Source organism: Streptomyces sp. NBC_01166 (assembly GCF_045039765.1).
GTDB lineage: Bacteria > Actinomycetota > Actinomycetes > Streptomycetales > Streptomycetaceae > Streptomyces.
On sequence record NZ_CP108613.1, the window covers coordinates 929,046 to 950,027 of the forward strand.

The window sequence follows — 20,982 nt, forward strand, 5'->3', positions numbered from 1 at the left end:
CCCTCGCTCGGGTCACAGGCCTGAAGAGAAGGCGGAATGTTTTCTTCCACATGCTATGGACGTACTTCCGGGTGCGCATGTCCGGCGGGCCGGCATCGCGGCTGTCACTGCTCGCGCATGCCCCACGGGGCGCCGTACTCCGTCAGCAGGTCGAGGAACGGCCTCGGCGGCATGGCCTCCGGCCCCAGCACTCCGCTGCCGCCCCAGACGCCGCTCGCGACGAGTTCGAGCGCGGCGACGGGGTTGATCGCCGTCTGCCAGACCACGGCCTGGGAGCCGTATTCGCGCATCGACCACTGGTTGTCGACCACGTGGTACAGGTAGACCTCCCGGGGCCGCCCGTCCTTGCTCCCCTTCACCCAGGTGCCCGCGCACGTCTTCCCGTGCATCCGCTCGCCGAGTCCTGCCGGGTCGGGCAGGCAGGCGGCCACCACGTCACGCGGCGAGACGTCGGCGTTCCCTGCACCGCTCTTCACCGACACGGGGTCCGTACGGTCGAGACCCAGCTTGTGCAGCGTGCGCAGCACCCCGATGAACTCGTCACCCAGGCCGTACTTGAAGGTGACGCGCCGGACCTTCAGCCACCGCGGGACGAGCAGTACCTCCTCGTGTTCGACGTTGACGCACTCGACGGGCCCGATGCCCTCGGGAAAGTCGAAGACCTCCGGCTCGCTGAAGGGGGCGGTGGTGAACCAGCCGCGCCCCTCCTCGTAGACGACCGGTGGGTTCAGACACTCCTCGATGGTGGTCCAGATGCTGAAGGACGGGGCGAAGTCGTAGCCCTCCACCGTCAGGTCGGCGCCGTCCCTGATCCCGATCTCCTCGATCTCGTCGAACAGTTCGTCGGAGGCGTACCGGGCGAACACGTCCGAGAGCCCGGGCTCCACGCCCATCCCGACCAGCGCGAGCCGCCCGGTGGCCTCCCACTCGGCCGCCCGGTCGAACTGCGCGTCGCCGAGCTTGACGCCGCACTCCTCGTACGGGCGGGACGGGTGCGGCCGGGAGAGGGACATGGCCATGTCCATGTAGTGCGCGCCATGGGCGAGAGCCGCCTCGAACAAGGGCATGACGAAACGCGGGTCGGTGGCGTTGAGCAGGACGTCGCAGCGGTGTCCGGCGAGAGCGGCTCGCACGGCTGACCGGTCGGACGCGTCCAGCCGGACCGCGTCGAAACGGTCCCCGCGCTCCCCGAGGGCAGCGACGGCGCTCTCGGCCCGGCCGATGTCGTAGTCGGCGACCGTCATGTGCTCGAAGAAGGGCCGCCGGGCCGCGATCCTTGTGATCGCCGTGCCCACGCCACCCGCGCCGACCAGGAGGACACGCATCGGACACCACTCCTCTGCCGCTTCTGCCGCGGCAACGGCTCCAGCCGGGCCGGCCGGTCCGGTGGAGTGGGGACGCTAACAGCCGGGGCGCCCGGCGGCGGGCAGCCGTCCGGGCGGTGTCCCGCGTCCGGGCTATCCGTCCCGGGGCGCCCACCCGGACGGGCGCCCGGCGGCGAGGAGCGAGCTCCCGGCTCGTCGGGACGCGGCCCCGGCCACCGCTGTCAGCGGAGTGTCCGCCCCCGGGGGCGGAAGGATGACGAAGGGTGACGGTGAAGCAGGATGTCCGGCCCGGCACCGCTCACGGCAGGCGCCAGTCCACGGGCTGTTCCCCGGCGCGCAGCAGGTAGTCGTTGGTGCGGCTGAAAGGCCGCGAGCCGAAGAAACCGCGGTCCGCGGACATGGGGGAAGGATGGGCGGATTCGATCGCGGGCAGATCGCCGAGGAGCGGCCGCACATTGCGCGCGTCCCGCCCCCACAGCACGGAGACCATCGGCTTGCCCCGGGCGGCCAGGGCGCGGATCGCCTGCTCGGTCACTTCTTCCCAGCCCTTGCCACGGTGTGCGGCGGGTTTCCCGGGAGCCGTGGTGAGTGCCCTGTTGAGCAGCAGCACGCCCTGCTGCGTCCAGGGCGTCAGGTCTCCGTTCGAAGGCCGGGGAAGGCCCAGGTCGGAGTGGAGCTCCCTGAAGATGTTCTCCAGGCTTCCCGGCAGACGTCGCACGTCGGGCGCCACCGCGAAACTGAGACCGATGGCCATGCCCGGTGTCGGGTAGGGGTCCTGACCCACTATCAGGACGCGCACCTCGTCGAAGGGCTGCTGGAAGGCGCGCAGCACGTTCTTCCCCGCGGGGAGATAGGTGCGGCCCGCCCCGATCTCCGCACGGAGGAAATCCCCCATCGCGGCGACCCGGTCGGCCACCGGCCCCAACGCCTCGGCCCAGCCGGGCTCCACAAGTTCGCTCAACGGTCGCGCTGCCACACCCGTCACTCTACCGGCCTACACGGGCCGGAGTGATCATGTGGTCCCCCATGGACGGGCGTGAGCGATAGGGTGCCGGTCGTCGTCAGTCCTCCATCCCCCCGGAGTCCAGCCATGAGGCGCGCAGGCGTTCGTCCGCAGACAGCGTTGCCCGTGGCTTCCGGCGGTCGGGCCTCCCGGCGGCTGCCGTGAGCGCCGGCACGTTCGTCCTCGGCGTCGACTCGGGCGGGTCAGGGCTCCGCGTGGCCCTCGGGCCGGTGGAGGCGGAGAACCCGGCGCTGACCGTCGCCTGCGCCGAGCCGGTGCGGACGGGGACGGACGGCATAGACGCCGGACACCTGCTGGAGCAGCTGCTGCCCGCCGTACGCGGGCTGCTGGAGCAGGCGGGTCCCGGGGCGACCGTCGTCGCCGCCGCGATCGGGGCCGCGGGAATGGCGACCCTCGGCGAACAGCTGCGCGCTCTGCTGCCGGACGCGCTCGCCGGCTCGCTGGGCGTGCGGCGGGTGGCGCTGGCCGCCGACGCGGTGACCGCGTACGCCGGAGCGCTGGGACAGCGGCCCGGAGCGGTCGTCGCGGGTGGCACGGGCCTGATCGCACTCGGCACCGATCTGACGTCGTGGCACAGGGCGGACGGCTGGGGGCATCTGCTGGGCGACAGCGGCGGCGGCGCCTGGATCGGCCGGGCGGGACTCGATGCTGCGATGCGGGCCCACGACGGCCGCCGCGGAGGGTCGTCCGCGCTGCTGACACGGCTGGAGGCGGTCCTCGGTCCGGCCACCGGCCTTCCGGGCCTGCTCTATCCGCGTACGGACCGTCCGGCGCTGCTCGCCTCGTTCGCCCCCGAGGTCGGGGCCTGCGCCCTCCAGGACGAGGTCGCGGCGGGCATCCTGCGGGAGGCGGCGGCCCACATCGCCGAGGCAGCGGCAGCGGTGTGTCCCCGCCCCACCGGCTCCAGCCCTGACGGGTGCGAAGTCGCTCTGACCGGTGGGCTGTTCCGCATGGGTGAGCCTCTTCTCGGCCCGCTGCGGGCCGAGCTGGCGAAGCAGGTCCCGCAGGCACGGGTGGTTCCGGCGAAGGGTGATCCGCTGCACGGTGCGCTGGAGATCGCCCGCGCCCTCGCAGGACCGGGGCTGCGACTCCCGGCCCACCCTTCACTGCTCTTCGTACCGGGAGTAACCTAGACGATTCGAGCGGTCGTCCGTCCGGACAGAGCAGGTCAGTTGCCCGCTATGCCACTCAACAGACATATACGGACAGATAACGCCTGACGGCCCCCTCCCCGAACAGAGGGGCACCCAAAACCAGTAGCATGCGGCGCCATGAGCACCCCCACTGGGCCCGCTTCCGGCCTGCCTGTACGAATGCCGCGACCTCGCCAGTCCGGACGGCACCGCCGCCCGGAGCCCGTGGTCGCACCTGAGGGCGCTGCCGCGCTCGTTCTCGCCCTTCCCGGTACCCCTTCCCCGGCCTCGCGCAGCCTGGCCGAGGAAGTGATCAGCATCGCCCGCTCCGAGCTGCCCGGTCTGAACGCGCAGATCGGTTATCTCGACGGCGACGACGCCGAATTTCCCACTCTCGTCTCCGCGCTCACCCATGTCGCCGCCGAGCGCACCGCGCGCTACGAGCAGGCCGTCGCCGCGGGCCGCGAGGTCGCTGCGCCCTCGGGCCCGTCCGCCGTCGTGGTGCCGCTGCTCGCCGGCCCGGACAGCGCCCTGATCCGGCGCATACGGCAGGCCGTCATGGACAGTGGCACGCAGGCCGAGCTGACCGACGTACTGGGTCCGCACCCGCTGCTCGCCGAGGCACTGCACGTACGCCTTTCGGAGGCCGGTCTGGCGCGCGCCGACCGCGCGAGGCTGTTCACCGTGGCGACCGCGGCCGACGGCATCGTGCTGGCCACGGTGGGTGGCGAGGAGGCCGTGCAGGCCGCCGGGATCACCGGCATGCTGCTGGCCGCCCGTCTCGCCGTGCCCGTGATGGCCGCGGCCCTGGACGTGGAGGGCTCGGTCGCCTCGATCGCCGCTCAGCTGCAGAACTCCGGTTCGGCGCAGCTGGCGCTCGCGCCGTACCTGGTGGGCCCGGAGATCGACCCGGGGCTGCTGGACGCCGCCGCGAAGGAGGCCGGCTGCTCGACCGCCGAGCCGCTCGGCGCGTACCCGGCCATCGGCAAGCTGGTGCTCTCGCTGTACGCGACGACGCTGGGCATCACCCCGGAGACTCCCCAGGGAGCGCAGGCGCACTGATCCGCGCCACACAAGTGCCGGGCGATGCGGCGCGGACCGGTTCACGCCGGTCCGCGCCGCAGGCCGTCGCGGGGCCGGGCGTCAGGCGAAGACCACGCAGGAGGCGGCCGGAACCTCGATGGAGCCCGCGTGTGCCGGGATTCCCGTCTCCGCGTCCACGGCGAACCAGCTGACGTTCCCGGAGTGCTCGTTTGCGGCGTAGAGCCACTGCCCGGTGGGGTCGAGGGTGAGATCGCGGGGCCAGCGTCCGCCGCAGCCCACAGCCGCTGCCAGGACGAGTTTCTCGGCCGTCTCGTCGAGTGTGAGGACGGAGATGCTGTCATGGCCGCGATTGGCGGTCCACAGGAACCGGCCGTCGTGCGAGACCACCACCTCCGACGGGTACGTACGCACGCCGGCGCCCTCGTCGTGGTCGTGCGGCAGCACCTGCGTCTCCCCGAGCGGTTCGAGCAGACCTCCCGCTGCGTCCCAGCGGCACACGGTGACCGTCGGCTCGAGCTCGTTCAGGACGTACGCATGTCCCCCGGACGGGTGAAAGGCGAGATGGCGCGGTCCGGTCCCCGGCCGCAGTGCCGTCTCGGCGTGCAGCCGCAAGGAGCCGGTGGCGGGGTCGAGTGCGCAGACGCGTACGGAGTCGGTACCGAGGTCCACGCTCAGCACCCAGTTCCCCGAGGGGTCGGCCAGCACCTGGTGCGCGTGCGGGCCCGACTGGCGGCCCTCGTCGGGACCTCGGCCCTCGTGCCGCAGCACCCCGGCCGCCGGGCCGGGTGAGCCGTCGTCCCGGACCGGCAGCGCGGTGACGCTCCCGGAGCCGTAGTTGGCCGTCAGGAGGTGCCCCGCGGAGACGGTCAGGTGGGTCGGGCTGCCCCCGCCGACCGGCCGTACCTCGCCGATCAGCCGCGGCGTGCCGTCGTCGTCGATACCGAAGGCCGCGGCGGCGCCCTCGGAGGTCTCGCTGACCGCGTACAGCACGGGGTCGCCCGTCCCGGGAGCACGGCCGACGGCGAGGAAGGAGGGGTCGGCGACGGCGTCCGTGGACGCGAGCACGGACGGCGCTCCGGTGTCCCGGTCGACGGCGGCGACACTGACGCCGAGTCCGCCCGCCGACGTGAACGACCCTATGAATGCCCGCTTCTCTTCGTCGGCGCCCATCCCGCTACCCCTCTTCGCGTCCGTCACGATCTTCCCGGCCGACGGTAGCAGGCGACGTTTCCCGGTCCGGGCCTGAACGTGGGGCGTCAGGCTGCCGATCGGCGGAGCGCGGGGGGGCGAGCCGGGGTGATGCCCGACGATCCCGCCGTGCGTGACGGCTCAGGCGCCGGCCGTGATCCGGCGGGACCTGCGGAGGGGCACCGCGAGTTCGAGCAGGGCCTGCTCCAGCGCATGGAGGTGGGCGAGCATCTGCTCGGCGCCCGTCGGCTCCGTAGCCGCCATGTCGTCGGGTCGGAGGTGCCGCCCGACGGCCGGCGCATCGGTGAGGGCCTCGACGGCCGCCTCCACCCGCCAGCAGGCCGCGGCGAGCCGGACGTCGTGCGAGGCCTCGGGGTCGGCAGCGACGGAGGCCAGGCCGCGCACCTCGCGTACGCAGTCGTCGAGCAGCGCGAGCACCTGCCGCGCCCGTCGTTTGCGGGCCTTCAGCGGGTTGAGCGGGTGCACCAGCGGCGCGAGCGACAAGCGCACCCGGCCGAGGATCGCCTCCAGCTCGACGACGCGCCCGGGTGGGTCGGCGTCCTCGCTCCCGGCGAGCCGGGCGGCGGCCTCCGCCGTGCACGTGTGCACGCATCGGAGCGCCCGCTCCACCCAGGCCTCGGTCACCGAGTGCGTGGTCACCGGCAGCACGAACAGCACCGCCAGTACGGCGCCGAGCGCCCCGACCGCCGTCTCGGTCACCCGCAGCACGAGCAGACCCGTGTCGAGCACGCCGAGCAGCCCGTACAGCATGCTCGCCATGACGGTCACGGCCAGCATCATCCAGGTGTAGGAGACAGCGGCGGTGTAGAAGATCCCGAACACACTGATCGCCACGACCAAGGCGGCCACGACCGGCTCATGGTGCAGCGGCACAGCCACGGCGAAACCCAAACCGATCCCGAGCACCGTGCCCAGGAATCGCCGGAACCCGCGGACCACGGTCTCGCCTCGCGAGGTCGTGGCCACGAACACCCACCAGGTGGCGCCGACAGCCCAGTACCAACGCTGGTCGGAGAGCACCTGCCCCACCGCGAGCGCGAACCCCGCTCCCACTGTCGCCTGCACGGCCTGCCGCGTCGTGATCCGCGCGAGCCCGGATGCCCCGGCAGGGAGGGCGACCGCCACGGGGGCCGCGAGCCGCCGCTCGTAGCACCACACACCGAACCGCACCGCCGACGACGCGACGAGCGACAGCAGCACGGCCGCGTACAGCTCGGGCAGCTGGCCGGGCACGGTGTGCAGGAACTGCGCGGAGAAGTAGGACATGAAGCCGAACACGCCCAGCGAGTGCCCGCGAGGTCCCCACCGCCTCGCGTACACCCCCGCCCCCACGACGGCGAGGAACGCCAGGTCGCGGGCGACGGGCACGTCGTGCAGCACGGCGGCGAGCGTGAGAACCGGGAGGCCGACGACGGGGAGGAAGGCGGTCGTGATCGCCTGCCCACGCACCGTCGCGTCGGTCACCGTGAACAGTGCGAGCAGCGCGGCCAGGCCACCGGTGACGGCCGCCGCCAGCGAGTGCCCGGCGGCCCCGCACAGCGCGACGGCGAGCCCGATGCCGAGCACAGCCCGGGAAGCGAACCGCAGCCGTATCTGTCCCGGATCCGGTGCCACGAACGCCCTCTTCAGCAAGTTGCCCCGTACCTTTCGCACACAGACCAGCACAGACATGAGAAAGGCGCCGCGGAGATCCCCGGGGGACCCGCAGCGCCATTGATACCTCCATCTCAGCACTATGGGGTCTGATGGTTCAACCGACGCCCAATACACTGGGCCATTGGCCCACAAAGGACTGGCATCGCTCGGCCACAGGAGAGCCAACGGACCAGCCACGGTCAAGAGCCGCGCAGTCTTCGTCGGCGAGGCGGCGGTCCTCGTCAGCGAGATCGACCGGCCCCGGTCACGCTGCGCGTCGTGCACCTTCGGGCTTGATGCACTCAAGGAGATCAGCGTTCACGGCAGCATGATGATCTACTGCATGGAGTGACCATGCGCCTGGCCGGTCCGTACAAGGTGTCCGGCGGCGAGCGAATGAGGCTGCGATGAGTGAACTGACGAAGCCCGAGATCGACCTCCCGGAGGGTGACGCTCCCACCGAGCTGACAATCCGCGACCTCGTCGTCGGGGACGGGCTCGAGGCGAAGCCGGGCAGGGTGGTCCAGGTCCACTACGTCGGGGTCACCTACGGGTCCGGAAAGGAGTTCGACACCTCCTGGGACCGGGGCCGGACGTTCAAGTTCGCCGTGGGCGGTGGCAAGGTCATCAAGGGCTGGGACCGCGGGATCAGAGGGATGAAGGTCGGCGGCAGGCGCGAGATCATCGTTCCCCCGCGCCTCGGCTACGGCGACCAGTCACCCTCGACGTTGATCCCGGCGGGCTCGACACTCGTCTTCGTGGTGGACCTGCTCTCCGTCGCAGCCTGAGGCCTTCTGCTGCGCGGGCTCTCCGCCCGGAAACCCAGCCCGGTCCACCGGCCGACGGCCGGGGCGCCCGATGAGGCCGGCCGTCGCGGGTGAGTGCGGAAGCAGCGGGCGGCGGTCCGGGCGGACACAGTGCCCTGCCTGGGCCGAACCCCCGCGGGACGCCTTCCGCAGATCCCACGCGCGCTCCGTGATGCCCCGTCACCGGCCGTACGTGGTGCGGCACAGGTCGACGATGTCGGCGGACGCGACCCCCCGCCCCGTCGCACAGACGGTGCGCATGTCGTACGTCTGCCGCGGCCGCGCCCGGTGGGGCGTGCCCGCGCCGCGCCGCGGGCCGGGCCTGGCGGGCTCCGCACGTCGCGGCTGGTTCCGCACCTCCTGGCGCACCGGGGGCGCGACCACGTCCGCACGCCGGGCAGGAGCACGCGCCCCCTTCTCCTCCTTCCGCTTCCCACCGTCCGCACGGTCCGGCCCCTCCTCGGTCTTCCCGAGGGCGTCATGGACGGCCGGGGGCGCGGTGGGCACCGTGGACGCCTGTGCGGCGGGGGCGTTTCCGGGACGTACGGAGGCGGGGGACGCCGGCCTCTCCGCTCCTGCCTGGACGGAGACGCAGCCGGCCGCGCCCAGCAGGGCGACGAGCACGAGGGGGATGGACCGCAGGTTCATGCCCTGGTCAACGACGGGCAGTGCGAGCGGACACGTCCGGAAGCTCCGGGCGGGAGCGCTCAGTCGGACAGGCCGGACCGGGCGATCCCCAGCGCGCGGTGGATGGTGCGGGACAGCGCGGCCGGCTGCGGGTCCGCGCTCCACGCCCACTGCTCGACCGCGATGCGGAGCGCCCCGTTCAGCAGGGTCGCCTGCACCCGTGGTTCGAGGTCGTCCGGCCCGTGGCCCGTCCGCTCGGCGATGACCGCGGCGAAGGCCGGCTCCGCGTCGTGGTGGACCTGCAGCCACACGGCGCGCAGCCCGGGTTCGGTCCGGGTGAGCAGGACCAGGTCGCGCAGGGCGTCCGCGTCGGGGCCCGCCGATGCGACCGGGTGCGAGGACGGGCTCCCCACGACGGCTTCCACCAGCGGCCGGTCGCGCGGCCACGACCTCATGAGGGCGATGACGAAGTCGAGCGCGTAGGTCAGCAGGGGGCGTACGCACAACTCCTTCGATGAGGTGTAGCGCCACAGGGTCCGCTGCGAGATTCCCGCGGCGGCGGCGATCTCCTCGGCGGTGGTCGCGGCCACACCCCGTACGGCGAAGAGGCGCACGGCTTCACGGGCGATCTCCAGCCGGGTCGCGGCCTTGCGGCGCTCCGTCAGCGGCGGGCGTCCGAGGCGGACTCCACCGTCGGCCACGGCTCCGGCGGTGGCCGGGGCAGGGTCCGGCGCCCCTCCGGCGTGCGCGGCTTCCACGGTTTTCGGCCACCTTCCTTCACAGCTGGGCCCATCGTAGCGATATCTTTTCTGGCACCGCCTGCCATTTTGGCACCGCACGCCATTAAAGGTAGCGTGCCGACCCCTGCCGACGAACCCGAGGAGCATCACGTGAGCACCACCACCAGCGGCCCGGGCCGCAGCGTCATCGTCACCGGCGCCGGCTCGGGCATCGGCCGTGCCACCGCTCTGCTGTTCGCGAAGGAGGGGGCCCGCATCGTGATCGCCGACGTCGACGAGGCGGCCGCCCGGACCGTCGCGGAGGAGGTGGAACTGGACGGCGGGACCGCGGTCACCGTGATCGGGGACCTCCGCGACCAGGCCGTCGTCGACCGGGTGGCCGCGGCCGCGGCGGAGGAGTTCGGCGGCATAGACGTCCTGGTCAACAACGCCGGAATCATGGACAGCATGTCGGCGGCGGCCGACACCGGTGACGACGAGTGGGAGCGCGTCATCGGCATCAACCTCACAGCCCCGTTCCGTCTCACGCGTGCCGTGTTGCCGCACATGCTCGCCGCGGGGAAGGGCGCCGTCGTCTTCACCGCCTCCGAGGCCTCCCTGAGGGGCAGCGCCGCGGGTGCCGCGTACACGGCGTCCAAGCACGGCATCGCGGGCCTGACCAAGTCCCTGGCCGTCATGTACCGCGACAGGGGCATCCGCTCCAACGCCATCGCGCCCGGCGGCACGATCACCAACATCCGGGTCGATGCCGACCGGGGCGCCCACGGGCCGGCCGCTCTCGCCCCCTACATGGGCAACGTCGGTTCGCCCGCGCGGGCGGAGGAGCAGGCGGCGGCGATCCTCTTCCTGGCATCCGACGCGGCGAGCAACATCAACGGGGCGATCCTCCCCGTCGACAACGGCTGGTCCGCGGTCTGAACCCTGGCCCTGGGTAGAGTCGGGCGACCGATCACCGAGCCAGGAGGAGCACAGCCCGACATGGCGGTGGACGCCCTCGACACCCGCATCCTCCGGCTGCTCATCGAGCAGCCGCGCACCAGCGTGCGCGAGTACGCGCGCATCCTCGGCGTGGCACGCGGGACCCTGCAGGCCCGGATGGACCGTCTCGAGCGGGACGGAGTGATCACGGGCACGGGCCCCGCCCTCTCCCCCGCGGCCCTCGGCCACCCGGTACTCGCCTTCGTGCATCTGGAGGTGACGCAGGGGCATCTGGACGAGGTGGGTGACGCGCTCGCCGCCGTCCCGGAGATCATCGAGGCGTTCTCGACGACCGGGGGCGGTGACCTCCTGACTCGCGTCGTGGCCCGCGACAACGGGCATCTGGAGGACGTGATCCAGCAGCTGATCCAGCTCCCCGGAGTGGTCAGGACCCGGACGGACGTGGCCCTGCGCGAGCGGGTGGCACACCGGGTCCTGCCGCTCGTCGAGTCGGTGGGGCGGGCAGCGGGACCGGGCTGATCACCGTCGGGCATGCTGGAGGCCATGAAGACCGCGCCCTCCCCCGCCCCGCCCGTACTGTTCGACCTCGACGGCACCCTGGTGGACAGCGAGCCGAACTACTACGAGGCGGGGCGCCGGCTGCTCGCCAGGTACGGCGTGCGGGACTTCAGCTGGGAGAACCACACCCGCTTCATCGGGATCGGCACCCGGGAGACCCTCACGGTCCTGCGGGAGGAGTACGGGATCGAGGCGCCGGTCGACGAACTCCTGGCCGGCAAGAACGCCCTGTACCTGGAGCTCGCCGGCGCCTCGACCGAAGCCTTCCCGGAGATGCGGGCCCTCGTCGAGCGGCTGCACGAGGACGGGGTGCCGATGGCGGTGGCGTCGGGGTCCTCCAGGGCGGCGATCGCGGCCTCGCTCGCGGTCACGGGGCTGGAGGCGCACCTCCCGCTGTACGTGTCCGCGGAGGAGGTGGCGCACGGCAAGCCGGAGCCCGACGTGTTCCTGGAGGCGGCCCGGCGGCTCGGTGTGGCGCCCGGCTCATGCGTGGTCCTGGAGGACGCCGTCCCGGGAGTCCGGGCGGCTCACGCGGCGGGAATGCGCTGCGTCGCCGTCCCCGACCTCCATGCGGCGGCTGACGGCGCGGAGTTCGGGAAGGCGGAGTTGCTGTTCCCGGGCGGGCAGGCGGAATTCACCGCTGCGGCCGTGCTGGACTGGCTCCACGCCGGGTGAGAACAAGCCGGTCCGGCCCGCCGATTGGCCGGATCCGGCGTCTCGTGCTCCGGCCGGGCGAGCGGGGGTCCCGGGGGCGGATATCCTGATCATGCCGCGCACCCCGACGCACCGTACCGAGGCGATGAGCCCGATGAGGTCGCCGCCGCGGCAGTCGGAGAGGGCCATAATTCGAGATTGGTGTGCACAGGTGCTGGTTGCTGGGCGGTACCGGCTGATATCCCCCATCGGCCGTGGCGGTATGGGTGAGGTGTGGCGCGCCACGGACGAAGTGCTGGGCCGGGCCGTGGCGGTGAAGCTGCTGCTGGGTGACCAGGCCGATGCCTCGTCGACCGCACGCTTCCGCCTGGAGGCGCAGACGGCCGCGCGTCTGAGCCACCCTCACCTGGTGGCCGTGTTCGACTTCGGCTCATGGGAGGACCGCTTCTATCTCGTGATGGAGCTGGTCGAGGGAAGGAGCCTCGGGGATCTGCTGGAGGCCCAGGAGACCGTCCATCCCGAGCAGGTCGCCCATATCGCCGGCCAGGCCGCCGCCGGTCTGGCCGCCGCTCACCGGCAGGGCATCGTCCACCGGGACATCAAGCCCGGCAACCTGATGCTGGACGCCGACGGGTCCGTGAAGATCGGGGACTTCGGCATCGCCCAGTTCGTCGACGACCCCTCGACGGCGCTGACCACGGCCGGCCACATCGTCGGTACGAGCCTGTATCTGGCTCCCGAGCGGGCCCTCGGCCGTACGGCGGACTCCGCGTCGGACATGTACTCGCTGGGCTGCGTCATCTATCAACTGCTGGCCGGGCAGCCGCCGTTCCGCTCGGACACGGCGACCGCGACGCTCTACCAGCACGTGGACACGCCTCCGGTGCCGGTCAGGCAGCGGGGGGTGGACATCTCCCCCGCGTTCGACTCGTACCTCCTGGGCCTGCTGGCGAAGCAGCCCGAGGACCGGCCGAGCGCGCAGCAGGTCTCCGACTGGTTCCGTACGGATGCCTGGCGTGGCCGGCCCGAGCCGCTGCCGCACCACGCGGCCGCCGCCCCGCGGCCCGCCACGCATGTCCCTCCCGCGCCGGCCCCGGGCGCCCAGGCCGCCGGGGGCCCGTCGACGTACCGGCTGCCGCAGTCCGGCGGCCGCAGACGGGCGGCTCCCGCGCCCCGGACGTCCAGATCCGCGGCCAGATCGGCCACGACGCGCCGGATCAGCACGAGTGAGGCCATCCGCCGCCGCCCGCGTGTGGCGAGTGCAGTGGCCGGTACGGTCGCCTTCCTGGCGGCGGTGTATCTGGGCACGATCCTCTTCGCGCCGGACACCGGGGCGGCGGACACCCCGGATCCCGGCTCCTCGCCGACTGCGGGGCTCGAATCGCCCGCGCCGACCGGACCGGCGGTGGAGCCGGCCCAGGACGGCGAGGGCGAGGACGACTGAGCCTTCGGCTCACCAGCGCGCGTGTACCTCCGCGCGGATCCGGCGGTCGTACAGGTCGCGCACCGCGTCGAGGGTGCTCTGCGGGAGTGGCGGGAGAGCGGCGGCCGACGCGTTGGCCCGGGCCTGCTCGACCGACCGTGCACCGGGGATGACGCTGGTGACACCGGGCTGCTGGATGATCCAGCGCAGTGCGGTCTGTGCCGGGGTGGCGCCTTCGGGAGCGAATCCGGCGAACTCCGCGGCGGCGGCCACGCCCGTCGCGTAGTCGACGCCGGAGAACGTCTCGCCCTGGTCGAACGCCTCGCCGTGCCGGTTGTACGTGCGGTGGTCCTCGGGAGCGAAGACCGTGTCGGCGGTGTACTTGCCGGACAGCAGCCCGGAGGCGAGCGGAACGCGCGCGATGATGCCGACCCCGGCCTCCGCCGCGGCCGGGAGGACCTCGTCGAGGGGCTTCAGGCGGAAGGGGTTGAGGATGATCTGGACGCTCGCGACTCCGGGCCTGGCGATGGCCGTGAGCGCCTCGGCGCATGTCTCCACGCTCACCGCGTACGCGGCGATCCGCTGCTCGGAGACGAGCGTGTCGAGGGCGTCGTACACGGCGTCGGAGGAGTAGACCGCCGTGGGCGGGCAGTGCAGTTGTACGAGATCGAGGGTGTCGACGCCGAGGTTGGCGCGCGAGCGGTCGTTCCAGGTACGGAAGTTGTCCAGGACGTAGTTCTCCGGAAGCTGTTCGGCTCGCCTGCCCATCTTGGTGGCGACGAAGACGTCCGCGTCCGGGCGTTCCTTCAGATAGCGGCCGATGAGCTGTTCGCTGCGGCCGTCGCCGTAGACGTCGGCGGTGTCGAAGAAGGTGACTCCCGACTCGACGGCGGCGTCGAGGACGCCGAAGGCGTCGGCCTCCCGCACCTCGCCCCAGTCCCCGCCCAGCTGCCAGGTGCCCTGTCCTACGACCGATACGTCACGGCCGGTCCTGCCGAGTGTGCGCTGCTCCATACGGATCATGCTACGTCCGCAAGCGGACCGGCGGCGGTGGCCGGCGCCGGTCCGCGTGCGCGCTCAGTCGGCTGTGGTCACGCGGACGTAGTCGACGACGAGCTGCTGCGGGAAGCTCGTGCTGCCGTCGGGGTCGCCGGGCCAGTAACCGCCCACGGCGAGGTTGAGGATGAGGAAGAACGGCTTGTCGAACACCCAGGCGTTGCCGTTGAGGTCCGCGGGTGTCCGGCGCTGGTAGACGGTTCCGTCGACGGACCAGGTGATGGAGTCGGGGGCCCAGTCCACGGCGAAGGTGTGGAAGTCGTCGGCGAAGGCGGCTCCGCCCGGCAGGGTGTAGCCGGCGCCTATCCCGCCGCTGCCGGAGTAGCCGGGGCCGTGCAGCGTGCCGTGGACGGTGCCGGGTTCGAAGCCGACGTTCTCCATGATGTCGATCTCACCGCTGTTGGGCCAGCCGACGCTGCCGATGTCGGCGCCGAGCATCCAGAAGGCCGGCCAGATGCCCTGTCCGCGCGGGATCTTCATCCTGCTCTCGACGTGTCCGTACGTCGCGGTGAACTTGCCCGAGGTGTTGAGCCGGGACGAGGTGTACTCACAGGTCCCGTACCAGCACTGGTAGTTGCCGGGGTTCTCCTTGCGCGCGGTGATGACCAGGTTGCCCTGGCCGTCGAGGGCGGCGTTGCTGTTGCCCGAGGTGTAGTACTGCCGCTCGTGGTTGTTGACGTTGTCGCCGGTCTCCGTCAGCCACTTGCCGCCGTCGACGGCCGAGCCCGCGGGGCCGTCGAACTCGTCGGCGAAGGCCACGGCCGCCGTCCGGGAGTTCGTGGAGGACGCAGCCGTGTGGGGGGCGGGTGCGGCCGAGGCTCCGGCGGGAAGCGCGGTCATGACCATGGAGCAGCAGAGCAGGGAGAGTGCGGCGTACAGCGTCGTACGGCGCCTCTTCGGGAGGCGGCGCACGGCGTGGTGGGGAGAATGCACGGTCATCACTTCTTTTCGGGGTGGGGGGATGACAGTCATGCGCATGACAGGTAGACGCCGAGAGGTGAACGCTTCGCACGCTCGCCCCGGCGGCATCTTTCAACACTTGATTTAAGGGAGTGGTCCGAGGCCCGTCAAGGATCTGGTCCGGACCGGGCGGGTACGGGTAGAACTCGACGCGGCGGGGAACGGACAACTCATGCGCATCCGTACCGAAGTCACCGTTCCCGCCACCCTCGCCCTGGCCGTCGCCCTGCTGGCTCCGGCCGGCGCCGCGACGGCCTCCTCCGCCACACCCGCTGTCCCCACCTGTCGGGAGGGCAGCCTGAAGGTCGCCGCCGCAGCCTCCGACCAGCCCGAGACGCTGCGCATCAGCGTCACCAACCGGGGCCGCCAGGCCTGCGTCGTCGACCGCATCCCCACGGTCGTCTTCGGCGACCTGGACGGCCCGGCCCTGCCGGTGCCCGAGGGCGCGAGCGGTCCGTACCGTCTGCCGGCGGGCGGATCCGGCTACGCCGCGGTGCGCACCCTGGACCCGGCGGCCACGGAGCTGCGGGTGGTGGACCGGCTGACGGTCGCCGGTGACCCCGCGCACCGCGGGCGGACCTTCGACTCCGCCTCGCTGGGGGCGCCGGACGGGATCCGGGTGTGGGAGCCGGTGACCACGTGGTGGCACCGCTCGAGCGCGGCGGCCGACGCGACCCTCGAGCGGTACACCGACTGACCGGACTCTCCGCGCGGCTGCCGTCGTGCGGCGTGCGGTCGACGGCCGCACAGTGGAGACATGGACTGTGCGGGGCCTGCCCGGCCTCGGCCGGGCAGGCGCACATCGTCCGACCGCATCCCGGCGGAAGGATCAGACGTGGATACCGAGAGCACACGGCGTTTCGTGGTGCAGATCCACGACGCCCGGCGCATGCATTTCGATTTCCGTCTCGAGGTCGGCGGCGTCCTGAAGTCCTGGGCCGTGCCGCGCGGCCCGTCGGACAACCCCAGCGACAAACGGCTGGCCGTGCCGACGGACGACCACCCCTTGGAGTACCGAGAGTTCGAGGGCGTCATTCCGCAGGACGAGCAGGGCAGCGGCACCGTGATCGTCTGGGACCAGGGCACCTACACCCCGACCAGCCATGACCTCGCGGGTGACCCCGTCCCGTTCGCCGAGTCCCTGGAGCGCGGGCACGCCACGTTCCGGCTCGAGGGCGCCAAGCTGCACGGGGAGTTCGCGCTCACCCGCTTCCGCATCGACGACGAGGAAGGGACCCGGGGGCCGGAGGCCTGGCTGCTGATCAAGGCGAACGACCGGCAGGCCGTCCACGACCGGGCGGGCACCCCCGACCCGTACCACGCACGCTCGGCCCGCACCGGCCGGACGCTGCACCAGGTCGCCGTGGCCGAGCGGGAGGGCGCCCGCTGAGCACTCACCGGAGGGGCGGCGCGTCACCGGACCCGGTGAGCCGGTCCAGGACGTCTGTGTAGCGGGAGCGCTTGTCGGGACGGGCCTGGCCGACGGCGTGCCGCAGAGCGGGGACGGCGGCTCCGCCCATCAGCAGCAGTCCTTCGGCGGCCTCTCCTCGGACACCCTGATGCGTGTGGCCGAGCAGGGCGACCAGCGCGGGAACGGCGGGTTCCCAGGCGGCGTGACAGAGCGTCCTGATGGCCATGCGCCTGATGTCCGGCTGCGGGTCGTCCAGCAGGACGGCCGTGTGGAGCAGGTGGGCCGGCCGGTCCAGCATGGTGCGCGAGATCCGGTGGGCGTGCAGCCTGACCTTGGGCCGGGGATGGGTCAGCAGCGCACCGATGACCTCCTTCAGGGCGGGGTCCGGGTCCGGGGCGCGGCCGGTGTGCTCCTCGGCGAGGCGGGAGAGGGCCCTGCGTATCTGCTCCGGTCCCCCGGTCCGGGCCAGACGCAGCAGTTCGGCGCGCCCGGGCCGGTGGACCGCTCCGGCGGGAGCCGCCGTACGGAGGCCGGAACCCGGCCCCTCGTCCAGGAGGAACCTCTCGGCCAGGTCGTCCCGCCCCTCGGCACGCAGCCGCTCCCGGATCCTCGTCCTGTCCGGGGAGCCCAGCAGCGGCCGCCCCGCAAGCAGGTCCAGGAACCCCCAGGATCCCGCCTCGATCCGGGGCAGGAGGTGGTCCGCCAGGATTTCCGCGGGTGCCGTCCGCAGGGCCTGGGCGGCTTCCGTCCGGAGACCGGAGGGGCCGTGCTCCCACCATCCGAGCAGCAGCGGGATCAGAGGCACGAGGTCCCAGGGGTCCAGGTGCGGGGCGAGGCGGACCACCCTGGCGGGCATGATCCCTCCACCGCCCAGCTCTGCGGGAGCGACGGTGGCCAGTGCGCGCGCCAGGCGGTCTCCGGGCGGCAGGTCGACACGTCCTCGGAGGTACGCGTCGAGGACCGCGCGTGCCGTCTCCGGCTCCGGCCAGTCCAGGAGCTGCCGGGCCGCGCCGGATCTGCGGCCGGGGTCCGGCGCTTCCAGCGTTTCCATCAGCCGGGTGCGCCGCTCGGCGGAACGCGGCCGGCCGGGGGCGTCGCGTACGACTTCCGAAGCCGGGCCTGCCGTCTCGGAGAGCGTCCACGGGGGCGTTCCGAGAGGTTGAAGGTCCGTCATCCAGTCGACCAGAAGGGCGCGTACCCCGTCGTCGACGGCATCGGGGTACGCGTCGACAAGGGCGCCGAGGCGCTGCCTGGAGTCCGGCGGGTACGGGGCGCGGCGCCGGAACTCCTCCAGGGCGCGACGGGTGCGGAGGGCCTGGCGCAGCGCGGACCGCCACGCTTCCGCCTCCTTGCCGGGCGTGGGCGGCTCCGGCACTCCGAACGCCTCATGCAGTACGGCGTTCTCGGCCTTCTGTACGTCGTCGTCGAGGCGCGCGGCGGCGAGGGCCCGGTCCAGGTCGCCTCCGACGGGCACGGCATCGCAGGCACGGAGCAGCCGCAGCGCCGGCACGTGCTGAGGGGGCGTCATGGCGCGTACGGCATCGGCGAGTGCCATGCGCTCCGGCCAGGGCAGCCGGGGAGCCACGGCCTGGAGTACGGCGAGGAGTCCGGGCCGGTGTTCCCGCTCGCCCGAGAGGCCGTCCGTCAGCACCTGGACGGAGTCCGCCATCTTCTCCAGTTCGTCGGACGGCCAGGGTGCGGGGCACATCCGCAGGACGAGGCCGAGGACCCGGTCGCGGGCGCCTTCCGGTACGGACCGGGCCAGGCACAGCCACTCCGCCAGCATCGGCCGCAGCTCCCTCAGGCGCCGTGGCCGCAGAGCGTCCGGGCTGTCCGCGAGGCGCAGGGCGACCGGCGCGCTCCAGCCGTGGTCGACGAGCCGGGTGGCCCAGGACTCGGCCTCGTCGGCCGGCCGACGGCCGGACGGTGCGTTCCCGTGGGCGGCCGACAGCTCCGCGAGGTCGGCGGCGCTCCCCGCACCGAGGCGGATACGGCCGTCGGCCACCGCGGCGAGCAGGTCCGGCACGAGCGGGGAGCCCTGGTCGGCCAGGGCGACGACCGTGCGGGCGGTGAGGGCGCCGGTGAGGGCCCCCAGCAGCAGCGTGCGCTCGCGGGGGGCGCCGGTGCGTGCCGCGGCGGCGAGGACCGTGGCCGTGCAGGCGTCACCCAGCACCGCGCGCAGCGCGGCGACCAGTCCGGCGCGCAGCCCCGGGTTGTCGTTGCGGCCGAGTGCGCGCAGGAGGCCGGGCACGGCGGCCGGTGTCCCGGCGCGCGCGAGGGCCGACGCGGCGGTCTTCCTGATGTTCATGTTGGGGTGGTCCAGGAGTGCGGTGATCGCCGGGCAGGCCCAGTGCGCCTCCGCGTGGCCGAGGGCCAGCAGCGACTGCCGTACGGTCTGGATGTCCTCGGCCCGGGTCAGGGCGATCAGCGTCGCCGACAGGGCCTGCGCGTCCTCGCCGCCCGCGCCCGCGGCCAGGAGGGCGATCACCTGCTTGCGCACATGCGGATCGCGGTGGCGGAGCAGCCGGTGCACGCGGGGGCGGGTCTCCGCGGACGGTGCGCGCCGCAGGACTTCGAGGAGGACGGACTGCTGACGGGCGGACAGGTCCGGCCTGTCCAGCAGGTCCAGGACGATCCCGGCCATCAGCGCGTCGCCGGCCTCCCGGGCGTCCCGGGCACCGAGCAGGCAGGACGGCCTGATCCTGCGCCGCTCGTGCAGGCGGCCGCCCAGACCGCGTACGGCGTCCACGATCTCCTGGGGGACGACGGGCTCCCCGGCGGGGGCCGGTTCCGGGTGCGGGTCCGTCTCCACCGTCTCCCACGAGGCCGCCAGTCCGCTCACGACCCTCAGCAGCAGGCCGGTGAGGGCGGGCAGGGTGGCGGCGCTCCCGCGGGCCGCGAGCGCGCGGAGGGCCGCCACCGGATCGGCCGGCTCCGGACCCCCGGTCAGCAGGGCCAGTTCGCGCTCGTCGGGGGCTCCGAGGTCGGCCGCGACGGCCGGTGGCGGCGCGGTGGGATCGACACGGGCGAGCAGGTGGCGCCGGAGGTCCGGATCGGTGTTCAGCTGCCACAGGAGCTCGAGTGCCCGGTGGCGTACGGGGCGGAGGAAGGGCGCGGTCCCACGGCCGTCGGGGTCCGGGCCGAGCGCCTCGGTCAGCACCGCGACGGTGCGGTCTCCGCCGATGGCTTCGAGCGAGTCGAGGGCGGCGGCCGGGACTTCGGGCAGCAGCGCGAGGACGGCCTCCTCGGCGTCCTCATGACGGAGTGCGCGGATCGCGCCGAGGAACGGCGCGGGTACGCGTGCGGAGGGGAGCAGCCGGGTGACCGCGGCCCCGATCGGGAGGTCTCCCGTCCCCTGCCCGGCCAGGGCGACGAGCAGGTCGAGCCTGTGCGGCGCGCCCGGGTCGTCCGCAGGGGCGTCGACGAGCAGGTCCAGGACCGTCCGGCGGCAGGTGTAGAGGATCGTCGCGACCGTGCGGGGATCGATCGAATGATCGGCCAGCGCCAGGCCGACGACGGCCGGTGCCTGCGACGCGTCGGGGAAGTGCCCGCGCCTGTGGAGCCCTTGCAGACAGCTCATCGCGGGTCCGCCGAGCAGCAGCGGGTCCTGGGCCGCGATGTCCAGGAGCGTGCCGATGTCGCCGCGTCCCGCCAGATCACCGAGGAGTTCCATGGCCAGTCGGCGTACCGCCGGAGGTACGGCGGGGTCCGCCGCCGTACGCGGCAGCAGCGACCCGTGCCCGTGCCGGGCCGCGGCGGTGAGCGCGGGGGCCGCGACCGCGACCGGCCGGGCGGGGTCGAAGTACGGGGCGAAGAAGGCGGCGGGAAGGGGGTCCGACGCCGCCCAGGGCTCGGCCAGTTCCTCCAGGGCGGCGGCCGCGACGGCCGTGTCGTCCTGGCCCGCACCGAGCAGCCCGGCCAGATGGTCCCTGGCGAGGCCGGGGGCCAGCAGACCGGCGTGCAGGCCCTGCCGGATCAGCCGGACCGCCTCCGCACGCAAGGTGGGGTCACGGGTGCCCAGGACCTCCGCCACGAGCCGGTCCGGCCGGTGGGCGTCCCGGGCGTCGATGGAGCGAACGGCCTGGTGGAGTGCTTCCCCGGCCGGCTCGTCCCGCAGCCCGGAGGGGTCGGTGAGGAGTTCGGCACGCAGCCAGGCGATCCGTACCCGTTCCGGCAGCGGGACCGTACGCCAGGCGGGCAGCCCGCGCGGGAGGTGGATCCCGAGACGGCCGTGGAGCCCTGCCAGGAGGAGCGACTCGTCGGGCGACTCAGGGACGTCCGGCGGCAGCAGTGCCGCCAGCTCGGCCGCTTCACCGGCCGGCAGGTGGGGCCCGGCCGCCCGCTCGGCGAGGAGGGCCAGCCCCAGATGCCTCGTACGACGGTCCGTGTGTCCGACGAGCCGGCCGAGCTCGGAGACCGGGCAGAGGTCAACCGCCAT

19 protein-coding genes are annotated in these 20,982 nt (G+C 73.1%); 10 read left to right on the top strand and 9 right to left on the bottom strand.

The window, feature by feature from the left end; genetic code table 11:
* Window positions 1-104: 104 nt before the first annotated feature.
* Window positions 105-1,325 carry a saccharopine dehydrogenase family protein gene (locus OG379_RS04490; protein ID WP_405659513.1) on the bottom strand — a complete coding sequence of 407 codons (1,221 nt, stop codon included), beginning with the start codon at window positions 1,323-1,325 and terminating at the stop codon, window positions 105-107.
* A 298-nt stretch (window positions 1,326-1,623) separates the two neighbouring features.
* Complete coding sequence (locus tag OG379_RS04495; RefSeq protein ID WP_393756549.1) at window positions 1,624-2,301, bottom strand: uracil-DNA glycosylase; 678 nt, start codon at window positions 2,299-2,301, stop codon at window positions 1,624-1,626.
* A 188-nt stretch (window positions 2,302-2,489) separates the two neighbouring features.
* Between OG379_RS04495 and OG379_RS04500 the strand changes: the two genes are divergently transcribed.
* Window positions 2,490-3,482: an N-acetylglucosamine kinase gene (locus tag OG379_RS04500; RefSeq protein WP_405659515.1), complete on the top strand. Its 993-nt coding sequence runs from the start codon at window positions 2,490-2,492 to the stop codon at window positions 3,480-3,482.
* Between the two features lie 138 nt (window positions 3,483-3,620).
* Complete coding sequence (locus tag OG379_RS04505) at window positions 3,621-4,544, top strand: sirohydrochlorin chelatase (RefSeq protein ID WP_405659518.1); 924 nt, start codon at window positions 3,621-3,623, stop codon at window positions 4,542-4,544.
* A gap of 81 nt (window positions 4,545-4,625) precedes the next feature.
* On the opposite strand, the gene OG379_RS04510 is transcribed toward OG379_RS04505, so the two are convergent.
* Entirely contained in the window at window positions 4,626-5,696 is a 1,071-nt protein-coding gene (locus tag OG379_RS04510) for a lactonase family protein (protein WP_393756555.1), read from the bottom strand.
* A 159-nt stretch (window positions 5,697-5,855) separates the two neighbouring features.
* Complete coding sequence (locus OG379_RS04515) at window positions 5,856-7,367, bottom strand: FUSC family protein (RefSeq protein WP_405659520.1); 1,512 nt, start codon at window positions 7,365-7,367, stop codon at window positions 5,856-5,858.
* Between the two features lie 145 nt (window positions 7,368-7,512).
* Between OG379_RS04515 and OG379_RS04520 the strand changes: the two genes are divergently transcribed.
* Window positions 7,513-7,722: a hypothetical protein gene (locus OG379_RS04520; protein WP_405659522.1), complete on the top strand. Its 210-nt coding sequence runs from the start codon at window positions 7,513-7,515 to the stop codon at window positions 7,720-7,722.
* 55 nt (window positions 7,723-7,777) lie between these two features.
* Window positions 7,778-8,158 (top strand): FKBP-type peptidyl-prolyl cis-trans isomerase, encoded by a 381-nt coding sequence (locus tag OG379_RS04525; protein WP_405659524.1) that lies wholly within the window; start codon window positions 7,778-7,780, stop codon window positions 8,156-8,158.
* Window positions 8,159-8,356: 198 nt separating this feature from the next.
* Here OG379_RS04525 and OG379_RS04530 read toward each other — a convergent pair whose 3' ends face one another.
* Together OG379_RS04530 and OG379_RS04535 are read right to left on the bottom strand one after the other, a co-directional pair.
* A complete protein-coding gene (locus OG379_RS04530; protein ID WP_405659526.1) occupies window positions 8,357-8,824 on the bottom strand; it encodes a hypothetical protein in 468 nt (155 codons plus the stop codon).
* 59 nt (window positions 8,825-8,883) lie between these two features.
* Window positions 8,884-9,504 carry a TetR/AcrR family transcriptional regulator gene (locus tag OG379_RS04535; RefSeq protein WP_405668405.1) on the bottom strand — a complete coding sequence of 207 codons (621 nt, stop codon included), beginning with the start codon at window positions 9,502-9,504 and terminating at the stop codon, window positions 8,884-8,886.
* A 189-nt stretch (window positions 9,505-9,693) separates the two neighbouring features.
* On the opposite strand from OG379_RS04535, the gene OG379_RS04540 reads away from it, so the two are divergent.
* The 4 genes from OG379_RS04540 (at window position 9,694) to OG379_RS04555 (ending at window position 13,138) form a co-directional block, all read left to right on the top strand.
* Complete coding sequence (locus OG379_RS04540) at window positions 9,694-10,461, top strand: SDR family NAD(P)-dependent oxidoreductase (RefSeq protein WP_405659529.1); 768 nt, start codon at window positions 9,694-9,696, stop codon at window positions 10,459-10,461.
* Window positions 10,462-10,521: 60 nt separating this feature from the next.
* On the top strand, window positions 10,522-11,001 hold the full coding sequence (locus OG379_RS04545) for an Lrp/AsnC family transcriptional regulator (protein ID WP_362927609.1): 480 nt from the start codon (window positions 10,522-10,524) through the stop codon (window positions 10,999-11,001).
* A 24-nt stretch (window positions 11,002-11,025) separates the two neighbouring features.
* Window positions 11,026-11,715, top strand: coding sequence for an HAD family hydrolase (locus OG379_RS04550; RefSeq protein ID WP_405659532.1), 690 nt, complete (start codon window positions 11,026-11,028; stop codon window positions 11,713-11,715).
* Between the two features lie 241 nt (window positions 11,716-11,956).
* On the top strand, window positions 11,957-13,138 hold the full coding sequence (locus OG379_RS04555) for a serine/threonine-protein kinase (protein WP_405659535.1): 1,182 nt from the start codon (window positions 11,957-11,959) through the stop codon (window positions 13,136-13,138).
* A 9-nt stretch (window positions 13,139-13,147) separates the two neighbouring features.
* Here the strand turns inward: OG379_RS04555 and OG379_RS04560 are convergent, their stop codons facing one another.
* Window positions 13,148-14,140, bottom strand: coding sequence for an aldo/keto reductase (locus OG379_RS04560; RefSeq protein ID WP_393756570.1), 993 nt, complete (start codon window positions 14,138-14,140; stop codon window positions 13,148-13,150).
* Window positions 14,141-14,194: 54 nt separating this feature from the next.
* The gene (locus OG379_RS04565) at window positions 14,195-15,112 is read right to left on the bottom strand and encodes a family 16 glycosylhydrolase (protein ID WP_405659538.1); all 918 of its coding nucleotides are present in this window, start codon (window positions 15,110-15,112) and stop codon (window positions 14,195-14,197) included.
* Between the two features lie 193 nt (window positions 15,113-15,305).
* On the opposite strand from OG379_RS04565, the gene OG379_RS04570 reads away from it, so the two are divergent.
* Together OG379_RS04570 and OG379_RS04575 are read left to right on the top strand one after the other, a co-directional pair.
* The gene (locus tag OG379_RS04570) at window positions 15,306-15,830 is read left to right on the top strand and encodes a DUF4232 domain-containing protein (protein WP_405659540.1); all 525 of its coding nucleotides are present in this window, start codon (window positions 15,306-15,308) and stop codon (window positions 15,828-15,830) included.
* Between the two features lie 138 nt (window positions 15,831-15,968).
* Window positions 15,969-16,523, top strand: coding sequence for a DNA polymerase ligase N-terminal domain-containing protein (locus OG379_RS04575; RefSeq protein WP_405659542.1), 555 nt, complete (start codon window positions 15,969-15,971; stop codon window positions 16,521-16,523).
* 4 nt (window positions 16,524-16,527) lie between these two features.
* Here OG379_RS04575 and OG379_RS04580 read toward each other — a convergent pair whose 3' ends face one another.
* Window positions 16,528-20,982: a HEAT repeat domain-containing protein gene (locus OG379_RS04580; protein WP_405659545.1), complete on the bottom strand. Its 4,455-nt coding sequence runs from the start codon at window positions 20,980-20,982 to the stop codon at window positions 16,528-16,530.